General features: G+C 40.5%; 18 protein-coding genes. 12 read left to right on the top strand and 6 right to left on the bottom strand.

The window, feature by feature from the left end:
• Positions 1-10: 10 nt before the first annotated feature.
• A complete protein-coding gene (locus AC1DOK_RS04015; RefSeq protein ID WP_477552940.1) occupies positions 11-772 on the bottom strand; it encodes an IclR family transcriptional regulator in 762 nt (253 codons plus the stop codon).
• Positions 773-1,002: 230 nt separating this feature from the next.
• On the opposite strand from AC1DOK_RS04015, the gene AC1DOK_RS04010 reads away from it, so the two are divergent.
• The 12 genes from AC1DOK_RS04010 to AC1DOK_RS03955 all read left to right on the top strand — a co-directional run bounded on the left by AC1DOK_RS04010 (position 1,003) and on the right by AC1DOK_RS03955 (position 10,768).
• Positions 1,003-1,698, top strand: coding sequence for a response regulator transcription factor (locus AC1DOK_RS04010; RefSeq protein WP_477552939.1), 696 nt, complete (start codon positions 1,003-1,005; stop codon positions 1,696-1,698).
• A complete protein-coding gene (locus AC1DOK_RS04005) occupies positions 1,691-2,824 on the top strand; it encodes a sensor histidine kinase (protein WP_477552938.1) in 1,134 nt (377 codons plus the stop codon). The genes AC1DOK_RS04010 and AC1DOK_RS04005 overlap by 8 nt, the downstream gene beginning before the upstream one ends.
• A gap of 129 nt (positions 2,825-2,953) precedes the next feature.
• Entirely contained in the window at positions 2,954-3,835 is an 882-nt protein-coding gene (locus tag AC1DOK_RS04000; protein WP_477552937.1) for a carbohydrate ABC transporter permease, read from the top strand.
• 58 nt (positions 3,836-3,893) lie between these two features.
• Entirely contained in the window at positions 3,894-4,727 is an 834-nt protein-coding gene (locus tag AC1DOK_RS03995; protein WP_477553097.1) for a carbohydrate ABC transporter permease, read from the top strand.
• A 31-nt stretch (positions 4,728-4,758) separates the two neighbouring features.
• Entirely contained in the window at positions 4,759-5,919 is a 1,161-nt protein-coding gene (locus AC1DOK_RS03990; RefSeq protein WP_477553096.1) for an efflux RND transporter periplasmic adaptor subunit, read from the top strand.
• A gap of 45 nt (positions 5,920-5,964) precedes the next feature.
• The gene (locus AC1DOK_RS03985; RefSeq protein WP_477552936.1) at positions 5,965-7,308 is read left to right on the top strand and encodes an ABC transporter substrate-binding protein; all 1,344 of its coding nucleotides are present in this window, start codon (positions 5,965-5,967) and stop codon (positions 7,306-7,308) included.
• Positions 7,309-7,541: 233 nt separating this feature from the next.
• Positions 7,542-8,051, top strand: a complete 510-nt coding sequence (locus AC1DOK_RS03980; protein WP_477552935.1) for a GNAT family N-acetyltransferase — start codon at positions 7,542-7,544, stop codon at positions 8,049-8,051.
• A gap of 52 nt (positions 8,052-8,103) precedes the next feature.
• Positions 8,104-8,562, top strand: a complete 459-nt coding sequence (locus tag AC1DOK_RS03975) for an NUDIX domain-containing protein (RefSeq protein WP_477552934.1) — start codon at positions 8,104-8,106, stop codon at positions 8,560-8,562.
• Positions 8,563-8,637: 75 nt separating this feature from the next.
• Entirely contained in the window at positions 8,638-9,093 is a 456-nt protein-coding gene (locus AC1DOK_RS03970) for a hypothetical protein (RefSeq protein ID WP_477552933.1), read from the top strand.
• Positions 9,094-9,139: 46 nt separating this feature from the next.
• A complete protein-coding gene (locus AC1DOK_RS03965) occupies positions 9,140-9,667 on the top strand; it encodes a GNAT family N-acetyltransferase (protein ID WP_477552932.1) in 528 nt (175 codons plus the stop codon).
• A gap of 72 nt (positions 9,668-9,739) precedes the next feature.
• Positions 9,740-10,231 carry an N-acetyltransferase family protein gene (locus AC1DOK_RS03960; RefSeq protein ID WP_477552931.1) on the top strand — a complete coding sequence of 164 codons (492 nt, stop codon included), beginning with the start codon at positions 9,740-9,742 and terminating at the stop codon, positions 10,229-10,231.
• Between the two features lie 141 nt (positions 10,232-10,372).
• A complete protein-coding gene (locus AC1DOK_RS03955) occupies positions 10,373-10,768 on the top strand; it encodes a GNAT family N-acetyltransferase (protein WP_477552930.1) in 396 nt (131 codons plus the stop codon).
• Positions 10,769-10,878: 110 nt separating this feature from the next.
• Here AC1DOK_RS03955 and AC1DOK_RS03950 read toward each other — a convergent pair whose 3' ends face one another.
• From AC1DOK_RS03950 to AC1DOK_RS03930, 5 genes are all read right to left on the bottom strand, one after another.
• On the bottom strand, positions 10,879-11,868 hold the full coding sequence (locus tag AC1DOK_RS03950) for an ornithine cyclodeaminase family protein (protein ID WP_477552929.1): 990 nt from the start codon (positions 11,866-11,868) through the stop codon (positions 10,879-10,881).
• Positions 11,869-11,894: 26 nt separating this feature from the next.
• Positions 11,895-12,803, bottom strand: a complete 909-nt coding sequence (locus tag AC1DOK_RS03945) for a TSUP family transporter (protein WP_477552928.1) — start codon at positions 12,801-12,803, stop codon at positions 11,895-11,897.
• Between the two features lie 23 nt (positions 12,804-12,826).
• The gene (locus AC1DOK_RS03940; protein WP_477552927.1) at positions 12,827-13,630 is read right to left on the bottom strand and encodes a TrmB family transcriptional regulator; all 804 of its coding nucleotides are present in this window, start codon (positions 13,628-13,630) and stop codon (positions 12,827-12,829) included.
• Positions 13,631-13,950: 320 nt separating this feature from the next.
• Positions 13,951-15,813, bottom strand: coding sequence for a glycoside hydrolase family 13 protein (locus tag AC1DOK_RS03935; protein ID WP_477552926.1), 1,863 nt, complete (start codon positions 15,811-15,813; stop codon positions 13,951-13,953).
• A 166-nt stretch (positions 15,814-15,979) separates the two neighbouring features.
• Complete coding sequence (locus AC1DOK_RS03930; protein WP_477552925.1) at positions 15,980-16,651, bottom strand: ABC transporter permease; 672 nt, start codon at positions 16,649-16,651, stop codon at positions 15,980-15,982.
• Positions 16,652-16,671 lie beyond the last annotated feature (20 nt).

Genomic DNA, 16,671 nt, shown 5'->3' with positions numbered 1-16,671 from the left:
CTATACAAAGTTATATGATTTGTGAGCTCCTAGATAATCGCCCAGCCAATGAAACAATCTCGCTTATTACCGCATGCTGTTTCTGCTCCCACACATGCTTCGGCATGGAACAGCTCACTGCGGCAATCGCTTGCCCATTTGCCCCAACAATTGGTGCAGCAACACATTTAAATCCTTCTACAGACTCCTGTTGATCCAGCGCAAATCCGTTGTTACGAATGTCGTACAGCTCCTGCCGTAAAGCCTCTTTGGTACTTAACGTAAATGGCGTTAGCACAGCGAGTGAATCTACTTCTGCGTATAACTGCTCGAACTCCTCCGGATCCATACGGGCAAGCATACATTTACCTAGAGCTGTCGCATGAGCAGGCAGTTTCATTCCTGGTTGAGACGCAAGCTTAACTGGAGTGGGCGCTTCCTCTTTGGCTAAATAAAGAACATCCTGCTGATCCAGCTTCGCCAGTTGAATCGTTTCATTCAAAATGCCCTTGCTCACGATCGCTTCTCTATGGAATAGATCAATCAGAGAGTTATTGTGACTGTAACGCATGCCAATCATCCCAATACTAGCACCAAGCGCATAGGTGTTATCTGCATTTCGAACGATCCAGCCTAACGTCTCCATCGTGTTGAGAAGGGAGAACATCGAGCTTTTATGAATACTTAACTGCTTGGATAGATCGATCAACTTCAATTGAGACGGTTCCTCCGAAATCTGCAAAAGAATATCATTCGCTCGTTCCAATGCGGGAACCCAATACTTTTTATCCATTATTTCACCTAATTACTCACGTGGTTTATTATAGTAAACCGTGTTTATTATTTAATACAATTTCATCATATCAACGGGTAAATTGAGTGTCAAATATAATTTTTATTTTTCAAAAAATAAAATTAATACTAGCTTGAACCTTATAGAATATCTTTAATCTATCTTAATAGTTGCACCAGAATAATCTGATACAATACTAGTATTGTTAACTTTATACAGGAGTGGATTAAATGAAGCGTATCACTATTTTAATAGCTGATGATGAAGCAGAAATAGCGGATCTAATTGCCTTGCATTTAAAAAAAGAGGGTTATGATTTTATTAAAGTATCGGATGGGGAGAAAGCTATTCATACCATTCAGACCCATTCTATTGATTTGGCGATCTTAGATATTATGATGCCCAAGCTGGATGGCTATGAAGTAACAAGGCAGATTCGAGAACAGCACCATATGCCTATCATTTTTTTGAGTGCCAAAACGACCGATCTCGATAAAATCACAGGGCTGGTACGGGGTGCTGATGATTATATGACCAAACCGTTCAACCCTATGGAACTCATTGCTCGTGTCAATGCTCAGCTAAGACGGTCCATGCTGCTCAATCAATCCGCAGTAGCGAATAAACCTGCTTTGGAGGCTGGAGGACTCGTCATTTATCCAGATCAACACACCGTTTCCCTTTATGGTCAAGCCATCGAACTAACGCCCAAAGAGTTTGATATTTTGTATCTACTAGCTAGTTATCCAAAGAAAGTCTATAGTGCAGAAAATATTTTTCAACAAGTATGGGGCGAAGCCTACTATGAAGGTCATAATACAGTCATGGTGCATATGCGTACGCTACGAAAAAAACTTGGAGAAGATGGGAATAAAAACAAACTGATCAAAACAGTTTGGGGAGTGGGGTACACATTCAATGGCTAATATGATACGAAGCTTTCGATCAAAAATGATCCTGTTATTGGGTTTAAGTATGCTTCTATCTGGTGCCATTACCTTCCTACTCTATAAAGCTCTCCAGTTCTATTATATCTCACAGGTTAAGTTTGAAAATCCATTAACTTCCTTACGTTATTTCATAAGGGACATTGGGGATATTAACTTCTTTTTGCTTTTTTTTATCCCTCTTTCCATTTTGTTTTTCTTTCTCCTCACCAAGCCTTATGCCACTTATTTCAAAGAGATTTCGAGTGGCATTCATCATCTTGCGAGTGGTGATTTTAAAAATCGGGTACCGATTTCATCCAATGATGAGTTCGGGGATATTGCAAAGGACATTAATCTAGCTAGTGAAAAACTGCAAGAATCTGTAGAAAGAGGCGATTTTGCAGAAAGCAGTAAGGATCAATTGGTCTTGAATTTGGCTCATGACTTGCGTACACCGCTAACTTCTGTTTTAGGTTATTTAGATTTCATTCTTCGGGACGATCAATTGACGAGAGAACAAATCAGACATTATACGACCATTGCGTTTACCAAATCTCAACGATTAGAGAAGCTAATTGATGAACTATTCGAAATTACTAGAATGAACTACGGCATGCTTACGATTGAAAAAAAACCAATTGATCTAAGTGAACTGCTCATCCAATTAAACGAAGAGTTATTTCCCGTTTTTGAGAAAAACCACCTAATGACGCGATTGAATGTGGCCCCTCATTTGAATCTTTGGGCTGATGGAGAACTGCTTGCACGTGTGTTCGAGAATCTACTGACCAATGCTATACGTTATGGAGGTGATGGTCAGTTTGTAGATATTAATGGCTATCTTGATGCAGAAGATGTGGTCGTTCAAGTGGTCAATTATGGGGATCCTATTCACCCAGAAGAGTTGCCGCATATCTTTGATATATTCTACACCGGTGACCAATCACGAACTCATCAAGGCGGGAGCACAGGGCTAGGCTTGTTCATCACAAAAAATATTGTGTCGCAGCATAAGGGTACTGTTTCCGCAGAAAGCAGTTTGATTCGTACGCTCTTTGAGGTACGTATACCACAACAAAGCTCATCCAAAGAACCCCCTATTCAATCCAAGTCAATTATTTAAGATAAACTTTATATTTAGCCTACTTCTTTTTAAACAATTTCCCCTATCCTATTGAATATAGGGCAGGAGGAAACTGAAGATGAAGAAGTGGGCTTTTTGGTTTGCACGATTCAAGGAGGCTACCCCTCCATGCTAAAGACAACAAGGAGACAATGGGTTCGCAAGGATGCTTCAACGGCATTGATGTTTCTTGCGCCGAGCGCTATAGGATTTGCACTATTCTACCTGATTCCGTTTGCTATGGGTGTCTTCTACTCCTTCATGGACAGTTCGGTTGACTGCCAATTCGTTGGACTAACTAATTATCGTGAGCTACTGGCGAGCGAATCCTTTCGTAAAGCGGCATCCAATACATTTTATTTTACGGCGGTTAGTGTTCCAGTCATGCTTGCACTGTCTCTAGGACTCGCAATGCTGCTGAACCAAAATGTATATATGCGCAATTGGCTCAGGACTACTTATGTACTTCCGCTTGTCGTTCCTGTAGCCTCGATCATTCTGATCTGGCAAATACTGCTCGATTGGAACGGTTCGCTTAACGCCTGGCTGAACTACTTCGGACACGAACGTGTAGATTGGATGAAGACAGATGCCGCTCGAAATGTTGTGATCGTCGTTTATTTATGGAAGAACATTGGCTATAACATCATATTGTTCTTAGCGGGACTACAGCAAATTCCCAAGGATTATTACGAAACCGCCCAAATTGAAGGCGCAGGACGTTTACGACAGTTCGGTAGTATTACGCTGGTCTATTTAACACCGACGATGTTCTTCGTTGTCTTAATGTCCATCATTAATTCGTTCAAAGTGTTTCGTGAAACGTATTTGATCGCAGGTGATTACCCGCATGACAGTATCTATATGCTCCAGCACTATATGAACAATATGTTCATGTCGCTAGATATTCAGAAACTGACAGCTGCGGCAACGATGATGGTAGGTTGTATTCTAGTTATTGTTATTGCACTTTTTGCGGTGGAACGCCGTTTTCGACATTTTATGGATTAGGAGCGAGAAGCGATTGCAAAGTACAAGAGTATGGCATAAATGTGCGTTAACGGTAGTCATGACGGCCATCGCAGTGCTGTTCCTATTCCCAATTGTGATTACCTTCACAAATTCACTCATGACCGAACAGGAAATCGGCATGAATTATGGGTTAATAGGGGAAATGAACGAGGTCACTGCTGGAGATACGAATCCTTTTGTTAATCTAAAGCTGCTGCCAGATCTAGTGTCGCTTACGCAGTATGGCAAAATATTGGTCAATAGTCCGAAATTTCTAACTATGTTTTGGAATTCGGTATTCATAGTGTTGCCCATCATCGTAGGACAGACCCTCGTAGCAGCACTGGCTGCGTACGCGTTCTCCAAGCTGGAATTTCGTGGTCGGGAAGCCTTGTTTCTCGTCTATGTCTTGACGATGCTCATGCCATTCCAAGTGACACTCGTGCCGAATTACATTATGGCGGATAAGCTTGGACTGCTGCACACTCAGGGTGCAATTATATTACCTGGGATTTTCGCAGCTTTCGGCGTGTTTATGCTCAGGCAGTTCATGCTGCATATCCCCTATCCCTACATCGAAGCGGCCAAGATTGATGGAGCTGGACATTTGCGGATTTTCTGCACGATCATTATCCCGATGATCAAACCTGGTCTCGCTGCGCTCATTATTCTCTTATTTGTCGATTACTGGAACATGGTAGAGCAACCGCTTATTTTTCTGGATGATCCGTTCAAACAGCCCCTATCGGTTTATTTATCCAGAATTAACAAAGGCGAACTAGGTGTTGCTTTTGCTGCATCTATGCTCTATATGACTCCAATGGTACTGCTGTTTCTGTATGCGGAAACTTATTTCATTGAGGGTGTTCAAATGTCTGGCATCAAGGGGTAATTTCTACGGTTAGGAGGAAAAAGACGTGGGAATGGGACTACAAGAAGTGCCTAAAGACCATAAACGTAAACGAACAATTCAATTCATTTTCAGTATATTTACCCTGTTGTTAGTGTTTTTTACGCTATTCAGCAATACGTTAGAGTCTCTAACATTACCCAAGGTTAGAACGGAACAGCTGACAATTGGCAGCCTCGAACATACGCTTGAAGGAGGCGGTGTGCTCCAGCCAATTGTGGAAGCTAAACTACTGAATCCTGCCGGCTGGAAAATTACAACAGTTCTCGTGAAAGAAGGGGATCATGTCGAGAAGGGCCAAAAACTGATCACCTATGACAGCAAATCTGCCGAACGGGAATTGCAAGATGAACAGACTCAATTGAAAAAACAAAAAATCGAGCTACTTACTATACAAGATCAGTTGATTCTATCAACAAGAGACGGGGATGAGATCGCAATTCGGAACGCAAGACGAGATATGGAGGTGCATAACCTTGATCTAGTTGTGCAGGAACGAAAGATTAACGAATTGAGCGACCGTCTGGCTAACCAAAAGGAGATTTCAGCCCCGTTCGATGGGGTTATTACAAAAATAAACGCCGTCGAGGGCTTATCGTCAATGGGAGAACCAGATGTTCTTATCACGAACAACAGTCGGGGTTATCGGTTTGATTTTATGGTAGATAGGTCGTTATTGTCCAGCATAGGAATTGCGACTGACGAGAAGATACAGGTCGAAGTGCAAGCTTTGTCAGATCAGCAAACGAAAATCATCGATGGCACAGTTGCTGAAATAGTGGATGCAGAATCACGCACCGAGAACTCATCTAGTAATGGGGTCAATAATACCGTAACTATTGCACAGAAAATTCTTCGCGTAAAAGTAATGGACGCAGATCTGAAGGGAGGTGAACAGGCACTTGTTAAACTCTCGAAACGCTCCAATCAGAAGGGGCTACTGATTTCAAGTGAGGCGATTCATCAAGATCGTGAAGGGAAGTTTATCTACAAAATTGAAGGGCAAAAAGGCGCATTAGGTAATGTCTTTGTTGCACGAAAGGTCCCCATTCACTTCAGTGAAACGAATGACAAAGAAACGATGATCCAATCCGAGTTCGTCTCTGAGAAAGATCTGATTATCCTGGAAAGCAGTGAGCCCCTGCAGGATGGCAACCGAGTTCGTCTCCAATAGAGAGGCACGTATAAGATGAAATAATAAAGGAGAGAGAATCATACGATGAAAAAGCAATTATTAATTGTATTTACCAGCATTTTACTGGCGGCGACAACAACCGCATGCGGAGCTGGAGGTAGCGGTGAAACCGCAAATAAAGAGAAAACGAAATCCAAAGAGGGAAAGACGGTCGTCACCTTATCTCTAAAAGAACCGAACCCATTCTACCAGGTGGTAGAGAAAAAATTTGAGGAGAAGAATCCGGATATCGACCTGCAAATCCAATCTTATAAAAAAATGGATGAAGGTTATGGTGAGGGTGGATTTGAAAAATACATAAAAACGACGAGTACAGCTCTGTTATCAGGAAAAGGTGCTGATATTTTCGAAGTGAGCGATTTGCCTATTGACAAATATGTGGACAAAAAGCTTCTCGTGAACATGAATGATTTGATCGAACAAGACAAGACGCTAAATAAGAGCGATTTGTATATGAACATTCTGGAACCTTTGAAACTGAATGGCGGCTTGTATGCCATGCCTTCCGGGTTCATGCTAAGGACATTCGTAGGGGATGGAGACATTCTGGAGAAGACGAGCGCGAAGGTCGACGATAAGAATTGGACCTGGAAGCAGTTTGGGGAGATTTCGAAGCAGCTCATACAAGAGGCGGGAAAAAGTAGCAAGGATCATCGCTACGCTTTAGGGAATAACCCGCCAGAATTACTCCTTCAAGAAATGGTGGTGGATAGTTACAGGGAGTTCGTCGACGTGACGACTCGGAAAGCGAAGTTCGATTCTCCTATATTCGAGGAAACCCTGCTACAAATCAAAAAAATGTATGATGATAAAGTCATGACCTCGGAACCGCAGGAAAAAGAAAATCCGTTGTTCTATACCGGACGATTGATCTCACCAGAAGACATTATCGTACCACGTATGCTCTACTCGAATCCGAAGTTGCTGCAAAAGCCGCATGCCGAAGGACAAACAGGTGGAGCCAAGATTGTTGCCTTCTCTGAACTTGCGATACAAGCCAAATCTACGGTTAAAGAGGAAGCTTGGAAGTTTATTACCTTCTTGTTATCCGAAGAAGTGCAATCACTAAAAGAGAGAGAAGGACTTTCACTCCTTAAATCTGTGAATGAGAAGAAGCTGAAAGAATTTCAGGAACAACTTAAAAGTGGAGAGCAGAAGCTTCCAAGCGGAGAAGCAATTTCGGTAACGGATAAAGACTTTGCCGATTTAAATACGATCATCAGTACCGCAGATAGCTATGGAGGGGCAGACAATAAAGTGAGGTCAATTATCGATGAGGAGTCTGGGGCATTCTTCAGCGGTCAAAAGTCTGCTAAAGAAGTGGCGAAGCTAATCCAGAGCCGCACGACACTCTACTTAAACGAATAGGTAAATATTAATAATTCAAAAATAAGCGTAAAATAGTCCCACCTAGACAAAGAATAGGGACTATTTCACGCTATTTATTAATGATTCGGCAACGGCGCATCTCCGTTTCCATCCGTCCCATGATATAATAATGGAAATATTAACCTATTTATGTGGAGAGAGGATACGTATCAATGAATTAAAGAATTAGAGAATAAAGGATCGCGAAATTAAAGTATAAAGGAGTTCATCTCATGAACGTAAGCATAAGTAAATTTGAAGCATTAGATCAAATGGAGAGTTGGAAAGATGCTTTTAATAGACACAATATGAATAGAGCAGAAGATTATTATTTCAATTGTTTACAAGAGAACCTGCAAGGAACACGAATTACGCTCTTCGCTCTAGTAGATGGTCAAATAGCTGGCTGTGCACATTTAAAGTTCAATTCGGATTATCCTTATTTTCAGCAGAATGGAATCCCGGAAATTAATGATTTAAATGTATTTAGTGAATATCAAAGACAAGGAATAGCTAATCAGTTGTTAGATGAATTTGAAAAGCAGGCTTCAAGAACCCATACATACATTGGAATTGGTGTTGGATTATATAAAGATTACGGGGCTGCTCAAAGAATATATTGCCGAAGAGGTTATATTCCCGATGGGAATGGGATTACATATGGCGAGCAAATAGTTGAACCAGGATCTATGGTGCGAGTAGATGATGATTTAAATTTGTATTTTACTAAAGAGCTATCCTAAATGACTTCAGACCAATCGCTTCGAGGCAATATGCAGAGAGAGGTATTTATAAATGCGGACTATTGTAACAGGTGGAGCCATAATTCGAGATCAACAAGGTAGAATATTACTTCAGAGACGATCTGACTACGGGAACTGGGGACTGCCTGGTGGTGGAATGGAACCGGGAGAAACAATCGAAAACACAATGAAACGTGAAGCTTTGGAAGAGACAGTTCTTGTAATTACTGATAATGAACTTTATGGCGTATATAGCGGACCCAGAATGCAGTATCGATATCCGGATGGAAATGAAGTCGTTTTTGTCATGTTTATTTTTAATGCACAGGCAGACTTACAAGGGAGAATAGCGAATGACGGAAAGACTCTTATATTCAATGATTATAATAATGAGTCTTTAGAGCTTGAGTTTAAAGCGCTTGAGGAAATCGAAATTTCGACTATTAGTTCTGTCCAGAGACCAATTTTTGAAGATTTAAAGATGGGGACAAAAGACATATTGAGAACCTGATTTTACTTTGAGTTAGAAGGGTTATCTAATAATCCAAGTATCAATGAAAATTCATGCTGAAAGTAGGTTACCTTGATGTATAAGAATAAGCCGAAGAAATCAAATCTATTAATCTATCTTCAATTATTTCTAGGAATCGGAGCCATGTTCGGCGGAGCAGCATTAATGATAGATCCAAGTGGCGATCTCATAGGTATGCCTCTTACCTTAATAGAGAGTTCTTTCTTTAAAAGTTATGCGATACCTGGCTTAATTCTATTTATTGTTCTCGGAATAATTCCAGTTATCATTGCTTCAGGTTTAAAAATGAGGTGGAATTCAAAATTAGCTGAGAAGCTTAATGTATTTCGAAATAAGCATTGGTCTTGGACTTTTTCATTATATTCCGGCTTTGCATTAATTATCTGGATTACGGTTCAGGTTTATATCATCAATGCATTTACGACCATTCATTTGGTCTATATTACCCTTGGATTATTGATACAAGCAACTACCTTATTGCCAACAGTTCAAGAGAAATATAAAGTATAACACTGGATTTACACGTACATAGTTACTATTCATGGGGGAATGTAGAATGCCTAATCCTGTTTTCTTAACTAAACCAACTATAGAACTACAGAAAGAATACTTATCCTTTTATCAAGAGTGGCAAGAAAGCGGAGAGGCTATGATTCCTTGGGTAATTAGTAAAGATCCATCTGACTTCCAAGGTATGATTCAATTTCTAACTGATAATGAAAAGGGAGAGAACATTCCAAAGAACTGGGTACCCGATTCAACTTATTGGTTAGTTGATGGCGATAAGCGTGTGATAGGTGCAGTCAATATCAGACACCAATTAACAGAGAAGCTCATGAATAGTGGAGGTCATATCGGATATGGCATACGTCCCTCTGAAAGAAGAAAAGGATATGCAACCCAATTATTGAGATTATCATTAGAGAAAGCAAGAGAAATAGGTATTAATAAGGCTCTTGTGGTATGTGATGAGGTAAATGTGGCTTCAGCAAAGACTATTATGAATAATGGTGGTATACCTGATCATAACTTCATTGAAGAAGATGGGAACGTAATTAAACGATTTTGGATAGATAATAATTAGCAACTTAAAGAAGATATTATACGTTTAACAACATATTAACGCTTCCAACAGTTAAACCAAAAGGAGATTCCAATGAATCCATACACAATTCGACCTGTAACAGAAGGTGATGTGCCTTTTCTACGGGATATGTTATATGAATCCTTATATGTTCCAGAAGGTGAGGAGCCTTTTGGCAGGCATGTGATTAAAGAACCACACATATCAAAGTATGTAGACGATTGGGGTAGGGAAGGGGATTTGGGCTTCATTGCGGTTAATACTGAGGGCCAATCTATAGGATCCATAACTATTCGATATTTTGATGAAGATCATAAAGGCTTTGGCTACGTGAATCATGATATACCAGAACTAGGTATGGCTTTATTAGCAGCATACAGAGGACAAGGAATTGGAACGGCTTTATTCCAAAGGCTATTTGATGAATCGAGAGAAATTGGAATTAAGCAAATATCATTGAGTGTGGCTCCTGATAATTTGGCAGCGGTAAAGCTGTATCAACGATTTGGTTTTAAAGAAGTGGGAATAGAAGGTACATCAATAACTATGGTTGCTGACCTATAACCAGCTTTTCTCTACAAGCGACATGGAGGCCAAACATGAATACGGAATTGAAATCTAATCAAACAAACAGCGACTTTATAATAGACTGCGGCGATATCCTCTTAAGAGAATATAAAAATCTATTGCGGAAGGAATTGAACCATGGTTACTTATTCCGATAATAAATTGCTTGAAGCAAAGGATGTAGCTGAGTTATTTATAAATTCAGGAATTAAACGGCCTTATGAAGATGTAAAGAGAATCCAAAGAATGATAGACAATTCAGATCTGATTATTAGTGCTTGGGCTGATGATAAAATGATTGGAATCGCAAGGGCGATTACGGATTTCTCCTATTGCTGTTATTTATCGGATCTAGCAGTCGACAAGGCATATCAGCATCAACAAATAGGCAAGAATCTAGTTAATAGATTACAGAATCTATTAGGAGATGAAATATCTTTAGTGCTTCTATCTGCGCCAGGAGCAGTTGAATTCTATCCTAAGATCGGATTTGAAAAATCGGATAAGGCATTTGTGATTCCCAGAAAGAAGTGAGCAAGGAAATCAACGCAAGTTGAGGATATTGATAACTAAGAAGAAAGAGGGCATCCACACTTAAGGGGCCCTCCTTCTTAATAACATTATGTTGATCACTTCATCCTGCTCTAAATTTCCACGTTTTGCCCTACGTTAAGCTCCAACGCTTTCTTATAAATCTGATGTGCAGTTACAACATCAAGCACAGCCGTGCCAACTGATTTGAATAGGGTAATCTCTTGCTCTGTTTCTCTTCCTTTCACTTTACCTAGAATCACTTGTCCGAGATCACCACCAAAGTCTTCCTCTGAAACGATGCCCTTTTGCATGGGAATAATGAAATCTCCCGCTTCTGCAAGGACGCCTTCCTTGGTATCGAAAATAACTTTATCTGCCCGCTGCACAATGGTTTCCGGTAACTCCTGCATCTCAGGTGTGTAAGCACCCACCCCATTGACATGGGCACCTTTCTTCACGAGTGTGCCATCGAATACAGGTCTTCTCGACGTAGTTACTGCTGTTATTATATCTGCATCTTTAATCGCTTCATTGCCATCTTCAACAGCTATAATTCTCGTGTTAAAATGAGCAAATTCTTGCTGCATCGCCGTTGCAAATTGCTCAGCACGCTCAAAGTTAATATCGAACACTCTGACTTCCTCTAAGTCTCTTACATTTAACATGGCTTCGAGCTGCGTGCCCGCTTGTCCGCCAGTACCGAATAACACGGCAATCTTCGCATCTTCCCTGGCAAGAATATCAGTCGCCGCACCTTGAACCGCGCCTGTTCGTAGTTGGGTTAAGTATGTACCGTCCATAATGGCGCACACTTCACCAGTTTTTCCATCCATCAAGATCATTTGGGCTGGAACAGTGGGTTTGCCGATCTCAATGTTCTTCGGGAAGACCGAAACAATTTTAATACCCGTGGCATCAAGCTCTTCTACATAGGCTGGCATAAATAAGCTTTGCCCCTGCTCTTTAGGGATATCTATGTTTACTCGTAGTGGCACGACACTTTTTCCTTCTGAATACATACGTAACGCTTCTTTATCGGCTTGAATGGCATCTTTCATCGTAAACACTTTTTTAATATCTGCTTTTGTTAGAACTAACATGATGGTCCACCTCTTCCTTCTACTTTTTATGCTGTTACTGGCTGTTGTTCGTCTCTTTTCTCTGCTTTAGCTGCTTTTATTTCATTGATTAACATGCTCACACCACTATAAAGAAGGATGGCTGCAACAACCCATTGAAGCATCGATACATCTAATCCTTTGACTAAGTACACACCAACTAGAACACCAATCACACCAAAGGTCGATGTAAATAACGTAATTTTTCTACTGTATTGTCCGTACTTAATAAATTCCATACTGCCGATTGGAACCGAGAATGTGCAAGCACCCATCATAATCGGGAAAGCAACCGCTGGGTTCATACCAAGTGCGTAAATCGTAACCATTGTTAATGCGTAAGAGCCAATTCCAATGTTATTTAAGGCACCGAATACGAATAAACAAATGGCTGCAATAACAAGTTTGGTGCCACTTAATCCAATTGCTGTACCACCCGAAGGGATCAAGTTAAATTTACCTGCCAGAATGAATAGTGTCGCAATAATAAGTCCCACACCAATAAATCTTCGAATCGCTTTAGCCGAAAGCTTAACAACAAATCGGGGTCCGATATACGCACCGATGATTTGAGCAACGATACATACGGCCAATGTTAAAATATCTACTTCAATAACGGAGATAAAAGCTAAGGCAGTTACGGCCACAGGTATTACACATTGTGTATTCAATGTACCTGGCAGCATTTTATCCGACACTAACTTCTTCTTACGGTAAAGAATTGTCGACACTGCGAAATCCGAAACCCCGAACGACGAGAAGAAGAATATGATTGGCGAAGAAATAGCTAGCAATAGGTTGTTACCCGGTTCTTTTTTCATCTCCTGCTTGTTCTTCATTACATCCTTCACAAATCTAAAAGCAAAAATACCATTTACGATCACGATTAGCGCTAATAGGAGCGTTGTTACTGTCATCATGCTCATCCTTCTTTGTTGATTTATTTTTTAAAAATACTTCGAATCCCTTTCAACTCACCGCCAAATTTATGTTTCGCATCTTCCCCCAAAGCATCAATAAGCTTTAAGCAATATGCATCATGGCTTATATTTTCTTTTGCCAAGAAAACCATAGGTGTACTTTGTGTCCAAATGACTTCGGCATTCTTTTCATTTTGGATATGACCAAAGATGACCTCTTTGGAATCGACAACGATGTTAACCCATCTGCCTCCACTTTCCCTCAACTTATCTTCTTCGAAACCATGCTTATAATAATGTTGTAAATCAACATCGTAGTCGTGATTGCTGCTGTAGAGAATAATAACGACTTGATCGAGCCTTGCTTCAACACCCTTTAATTCCTCGATGATCTGTTCAATATCGTCCTTCCACACCTGCACATACACTTCGCTCTTCGCTTCATTTAAGACATGCTTACATTTGTTAAAAATATTGTTGTACCCTTTGATATACCAAAGCTTCTCAAGATCCATTGTCTGATTGTAGCTTGAAAGCTCTTCTTTCACTGCTGAAAGGCGATCTTCCACATTGCACTTGATGTTTTCTACAAACTCATCAATCGGTACCGCGCTATAGTGAACTGGATTTGTCTGCTTCGAAACAACAATACAGCCCTTTTCCATCAGCATTTCAAGAATGTTATAAACCTTCGAGCGCGGGACAGAGGAGCTTTTGCTGATTTCATAACCAGTGCCTGCACCTTTTTGTAATAAAGAAATATAAACCTTCGATTCTGATTCTGTGAAATGAAAACTCTTTAGTAATTGAATAATGTGATCCATGTCTCTCACCCCCTATAGGAAAACAAGTTCATTTCTTTTTATAGTTTGTGATTATTTTCACGTTGTATTTGATTCTTATGCCTCGGTAGCTACCCTTGGTAACTATTATATAGCAGATTTCTATGTTTGTACTTATTTTCACAAAGTTTTCAACTTAATTCAGACATATCTGCACGCGATAAAAAAGAAAAACCTGCTCAAACCGGGCATTGACGCCTGAATGGAGCAGATTATGGGGTGTGTACATATATGAAATATATATTTTTGTATGAGCCTATATATGTGATGAATCTCACTGCATTTATCTATGGAAAGAGCGCTTAGTTTGCCATATCAGCGTTCCTAAATAGAATAAAACCATATTTATTCAGAATGATTCGGTCCTGTAAACACACGCAATTATGGGATATCAGGACAGTGCCAGTTATGCTCTCACGTTCATAGGGTTTATCATCTAGGCTGACGATTACAGTTACAATCGATGTATGGCACGCTCGTGTAAAACCAAAAATCCGATTTTCTTCTATTATGACCTCGATATTACCTATGGATAGTGCCTCATATTCTGACTTTAGACGTCCTAACTCTTGATAGAAACCAAGTAATTGCCCATCAAGTTCGTCCCAGGGGAAAAACCGGCGATTAAAAGGGTCTTCAAACCCTTCTAGCCCCGCCTCATCTCCATAATAAATGCAGGGACTTCCTGGCAGTGTATACTGTAACAGAACTGCAAGCTTCGTCTTATCGATCGCAGTAATCCGTTCTACGTCCGAAAGCTTATGGCTAGCTTTGGCTTCCTTCGTAAGATTGAAATCGTCAACACCAACAGCCGTGAGAATACGCATCGTATCATGGGTTGAGAGGCTGTTCATGAGACAATCTAGTACGGGTTTGGGATAATTTTCTGCAATCGTCATGATGGCCTCGGAGAGCTGAGCAGCAGAATGTTCTCCTCTAACAAACGCTTGGATAGCGTCCTTATAGGGATAATTCATAACCGAATCAAGCTCAGATTGGGTAAAATATTGCCTTTTCACACCATAGCTTTCTTTGTTCGATGCATCTTCCCACACCTCACCTATCACAATGGAATCTGGTTTCACTTCTTTGACCACTTGGTTCAGCCTCAGGATGAATGCATCTGGAAGTTCATCAGCCACATCGAGTCTAAACCCATCTGCCCCAGCCATAAGCCAATGACGAACCACACTGTTCTCCCCATTGACGATAAAGTCCATATAGCTTTCATCTAATTCATCCACATGAGGTAATGTATGAATTCCCCACCAACAAACATATCGATGTGGAAATTGGGTAAATTGAAACCAGGATGCATAAGGTGATGTTAGGTGGTGATAAGCCCCATTACCGAAGATATTATCGATATCAAAGTACACACTATTACTACCTACATGTGAAAACACACCATCTAAAATGATTTTCATCCCTAGCTCATGTGCGGCATGGCAAAGCTGAACAAAGTCCTCCTCTGTCCCAAGCATGGGGTCAATCTGCATATAATCAGCCGTATCATATCGATGGTTGGAGTACGCCTTAAAGATGGGGTTGAGATAAATAACCGTCACATGTAGCTTTTGTAAATAAGGCAGTTTAGCCTCGATTCCCTTTAGATTTCCTCCATAAAAATCATTATTCTTAATTTCACCCTTAAGATCAGGGTAATAATGAGGTGTGTCTTCCAGATTGTCATGCACCGTATAGGGCTGCAGCTTATCCGTTACATCACAATCTCCTATTTTATAGAATCGATCCGGGAATATCTGATATATTACACTCCCTTTATAATGACGAGGAGTATCATAGTTTTTGTCATAACAGGTCAGTTGCCACTTCTCTCCTACACCAATATTCGTGTCACGAGAGCCTTGCTTAAATAATTTAAATTCAGAGGGCTGATCGGTAACGATTCTAAAATAGTAAAAGTACAGATCACAGTGCTCTAATGTGACTTCGCCTGTATAGTAATCATACCCGTTGTATAAACGAGTCCAAGCCATTGGTACTTCCGTATGGTATCCCTTGTGACCTTCCATGCAAATAGAGACAGAGATAGTCTCAACTGTTCTTGGAATATGAATCGTCATCGTGCAGAATTCATCCTGCTTTAGACAGCCAAATGGCTGTTTATGTGCTTTACTTTTGCTATCATAAATGATTCTCAAGTTCCTCACCTACGTGACAAGCGTTATCTTAGCATACAGGTCTAAGGAACACTTAAGCCTGTTGTATACCTATAAGGTATGCGATACATGTCAACAAACGTGAACATTAAACAGAGGATACTTGAGCTCAATAGGCGAGCTTAGTATCCTCTGTTTAGTTAGACCATTAACAATTCTGCTTAGATTTACGTTCATCAAACTTCAAGCGACGCTGGAAGTAACCAAGTACAACATCTGCTACGATCGCAAGCGCTGCAGCTGGAATCGCCCCTGCAAAAATACGCAGTGGATTCTGATTGTTAATACCTGCATAGATTTCACGTCCAAGCCCTTCTCCCCCAACTAGCGGTGCAATCGTTACAACACCAATTGCAATGACAGCTGCAATACGTAGTCCTGTCATGATATAGGTCAAAGATAATGGGAACTGAACCTTCATTAATAATTGAATGGGGCTCATACCAATTCCTCGTCCCGCTTCAATGTAACTAGGGTTCACTTGGTTTAATCCTACATAAGTGCTACGCACAATTGGATTTAACGAATAGAATAGTAATCCAACCGTTACAGTAGCCGCTCCTAAACCTAATACGAGCATAAGCAATACAAGTAAAGCTAGGCTTGGAATAACTTGCAATACATTTGTAATCGCTAGAATCACTTTAGCCAGCTTCGCATTCTTGGAACATAATATGCCTAGCGGAATCCCAATCACAATGGCCAAGCCTAGTCCTCCTAGTACCATGATCACATGTGACACCAAATAATCCCACAACAAACCTGAATTTCGACTCATATAAGACAGTAAATCTACAATCGTCCATTGATAATCGCCCATAGCCTACTCCCTTCTGACTG

Source organism: Paenibacillus sp. P5_B5 (assembly GCF_056400365.1).
Note: the sequence above shows the minus strand (reverse complement) of the source record. Positions and strands in the feature narration are given on the sequence as shown.

Excerpts from the sequence above, each read along its gene's own strand:
- AC1DOK_RS04015 (WP_477552940.1), bottom strand. The coding sequence starts at position 772 with ATGGATAAAAAGTATTGGGTTCCCGCATTGGAACGAGCGAATGATATT.
- AC1DOK_RS04010 (WP_477552939.1), top strand. The coding sequence starts at position 1,003 with ATGAAGCGTATCACTATTTTAATAGCTGATGATGAAGCAGAAATAGCG.
- AC1DOK_RS04005 (WP_477552938.1), top strand. The coding sequence starts at position 1,691 with ATGGCTAATATGATACGAAGCTTTCGATCAAAAATGATCCTGTTATTG.
- AC1DOK_RS04000 (WP_477552937.1), top strand. The coding sequence starts at position 2,954 with ATGCTAAAGACAACAAGGAGACAATGGGTTCGCAAGGATGCTTCAACG.
- AC1DOK_RS03995 (WP_477553097.1), top strand. The coding sequence starts at position 3,894 with ATGACGGCCATCGCAGTGCTGTTCCTATTCCCAATTGTGATTACCTTC.
- AC1DOK_RS03990 (WP_477553096.1), top strand. The coding sequence starts at position 4,759 with ATGGGACTACAAGAAGTGCCTAAAGACCATAAACGTAAACGAACAATT.
- AC1DOK_RS03985 (WP_477552936.1), top strand. The coding sequence starts at position 5,965 with ATGAAAAAGCAATTATTAATTGTATTTACCAGCATTTTACTGGCGGCG.
- AC1DOK_RS03980 (WP_477552935.1), top strand. The coding sequence starts at position 7,542 with ATGAACGTAAGCATAAGTAAATTTGAAGCATTAGATCAAATGGAGAGT.
- AC1DOK_RS03975 (WP_477552934.1), top strand. The coding sequence starts at position 8,104 with ATGCGGACTATTGTAACAGGTGGAGCCATAATTCGAGATCAACAAGGT.
- AC1DOK_RS03970 (WP_477552933.1), top strand. The coding sequence starts at position 8,638 with ATGTATAAGAATAAGCCGAAGAAATCAAATCTATTAATCTATCTTCAA.
- AC1DOK_RS03965 (WP_477552932.1), top strand. The coding sequence starts at position 9,140 with ATGCCTAATCCTGTTTTCTTAACTAAACCAACTATAGAACTACAGAAA.
- AC1DOK_RS03960 (WP_477552931.1), top strand. The coding sequence starts at position 9,740 with ATGAATCCATACACAATTCGACCTGTAACAGAAGGTGATGTGCCTTTT.
- AC1DOK_RS03955 (WP_477552930.1), top strand. The coding sequence starts at position 10,373 with ATGGTTACTTATTCCGATAATAAATTGCTTGAAGCAAAGGATGTAGCT.
- AC1DOK_RS03950 (WP_477552929.1), bottom strand. The coding sequence starts at position 11,868 with ATGTTAGTTCTAACAAAAGCAGATATTAAAAAAGTGTTTACGATGAAA.
- AC1DOK_RS03945 (WP_477552928.1), bottom strand. The coding sequence starts at position 12,803 with ATGACAGTAACAACGCTCCTATTAGCGCTAATCGTGATCGTAAATGGT.
- AC1DOK_RS03940 (WP_477552927.1), bottom strand. The coding sequence starts at position 13,630 with ATGGATCACATTATTCAATTACTAAAGAGTTTTCATTTCACAGAATCA.
- AC1DOK_RS03930 (WP_477552925.1), bottom strand. The coding sequence starts at position 16,651 with ATGGGCGATTATCAATGGACGATTGTAGATTTACTGTCTTATATGAGT.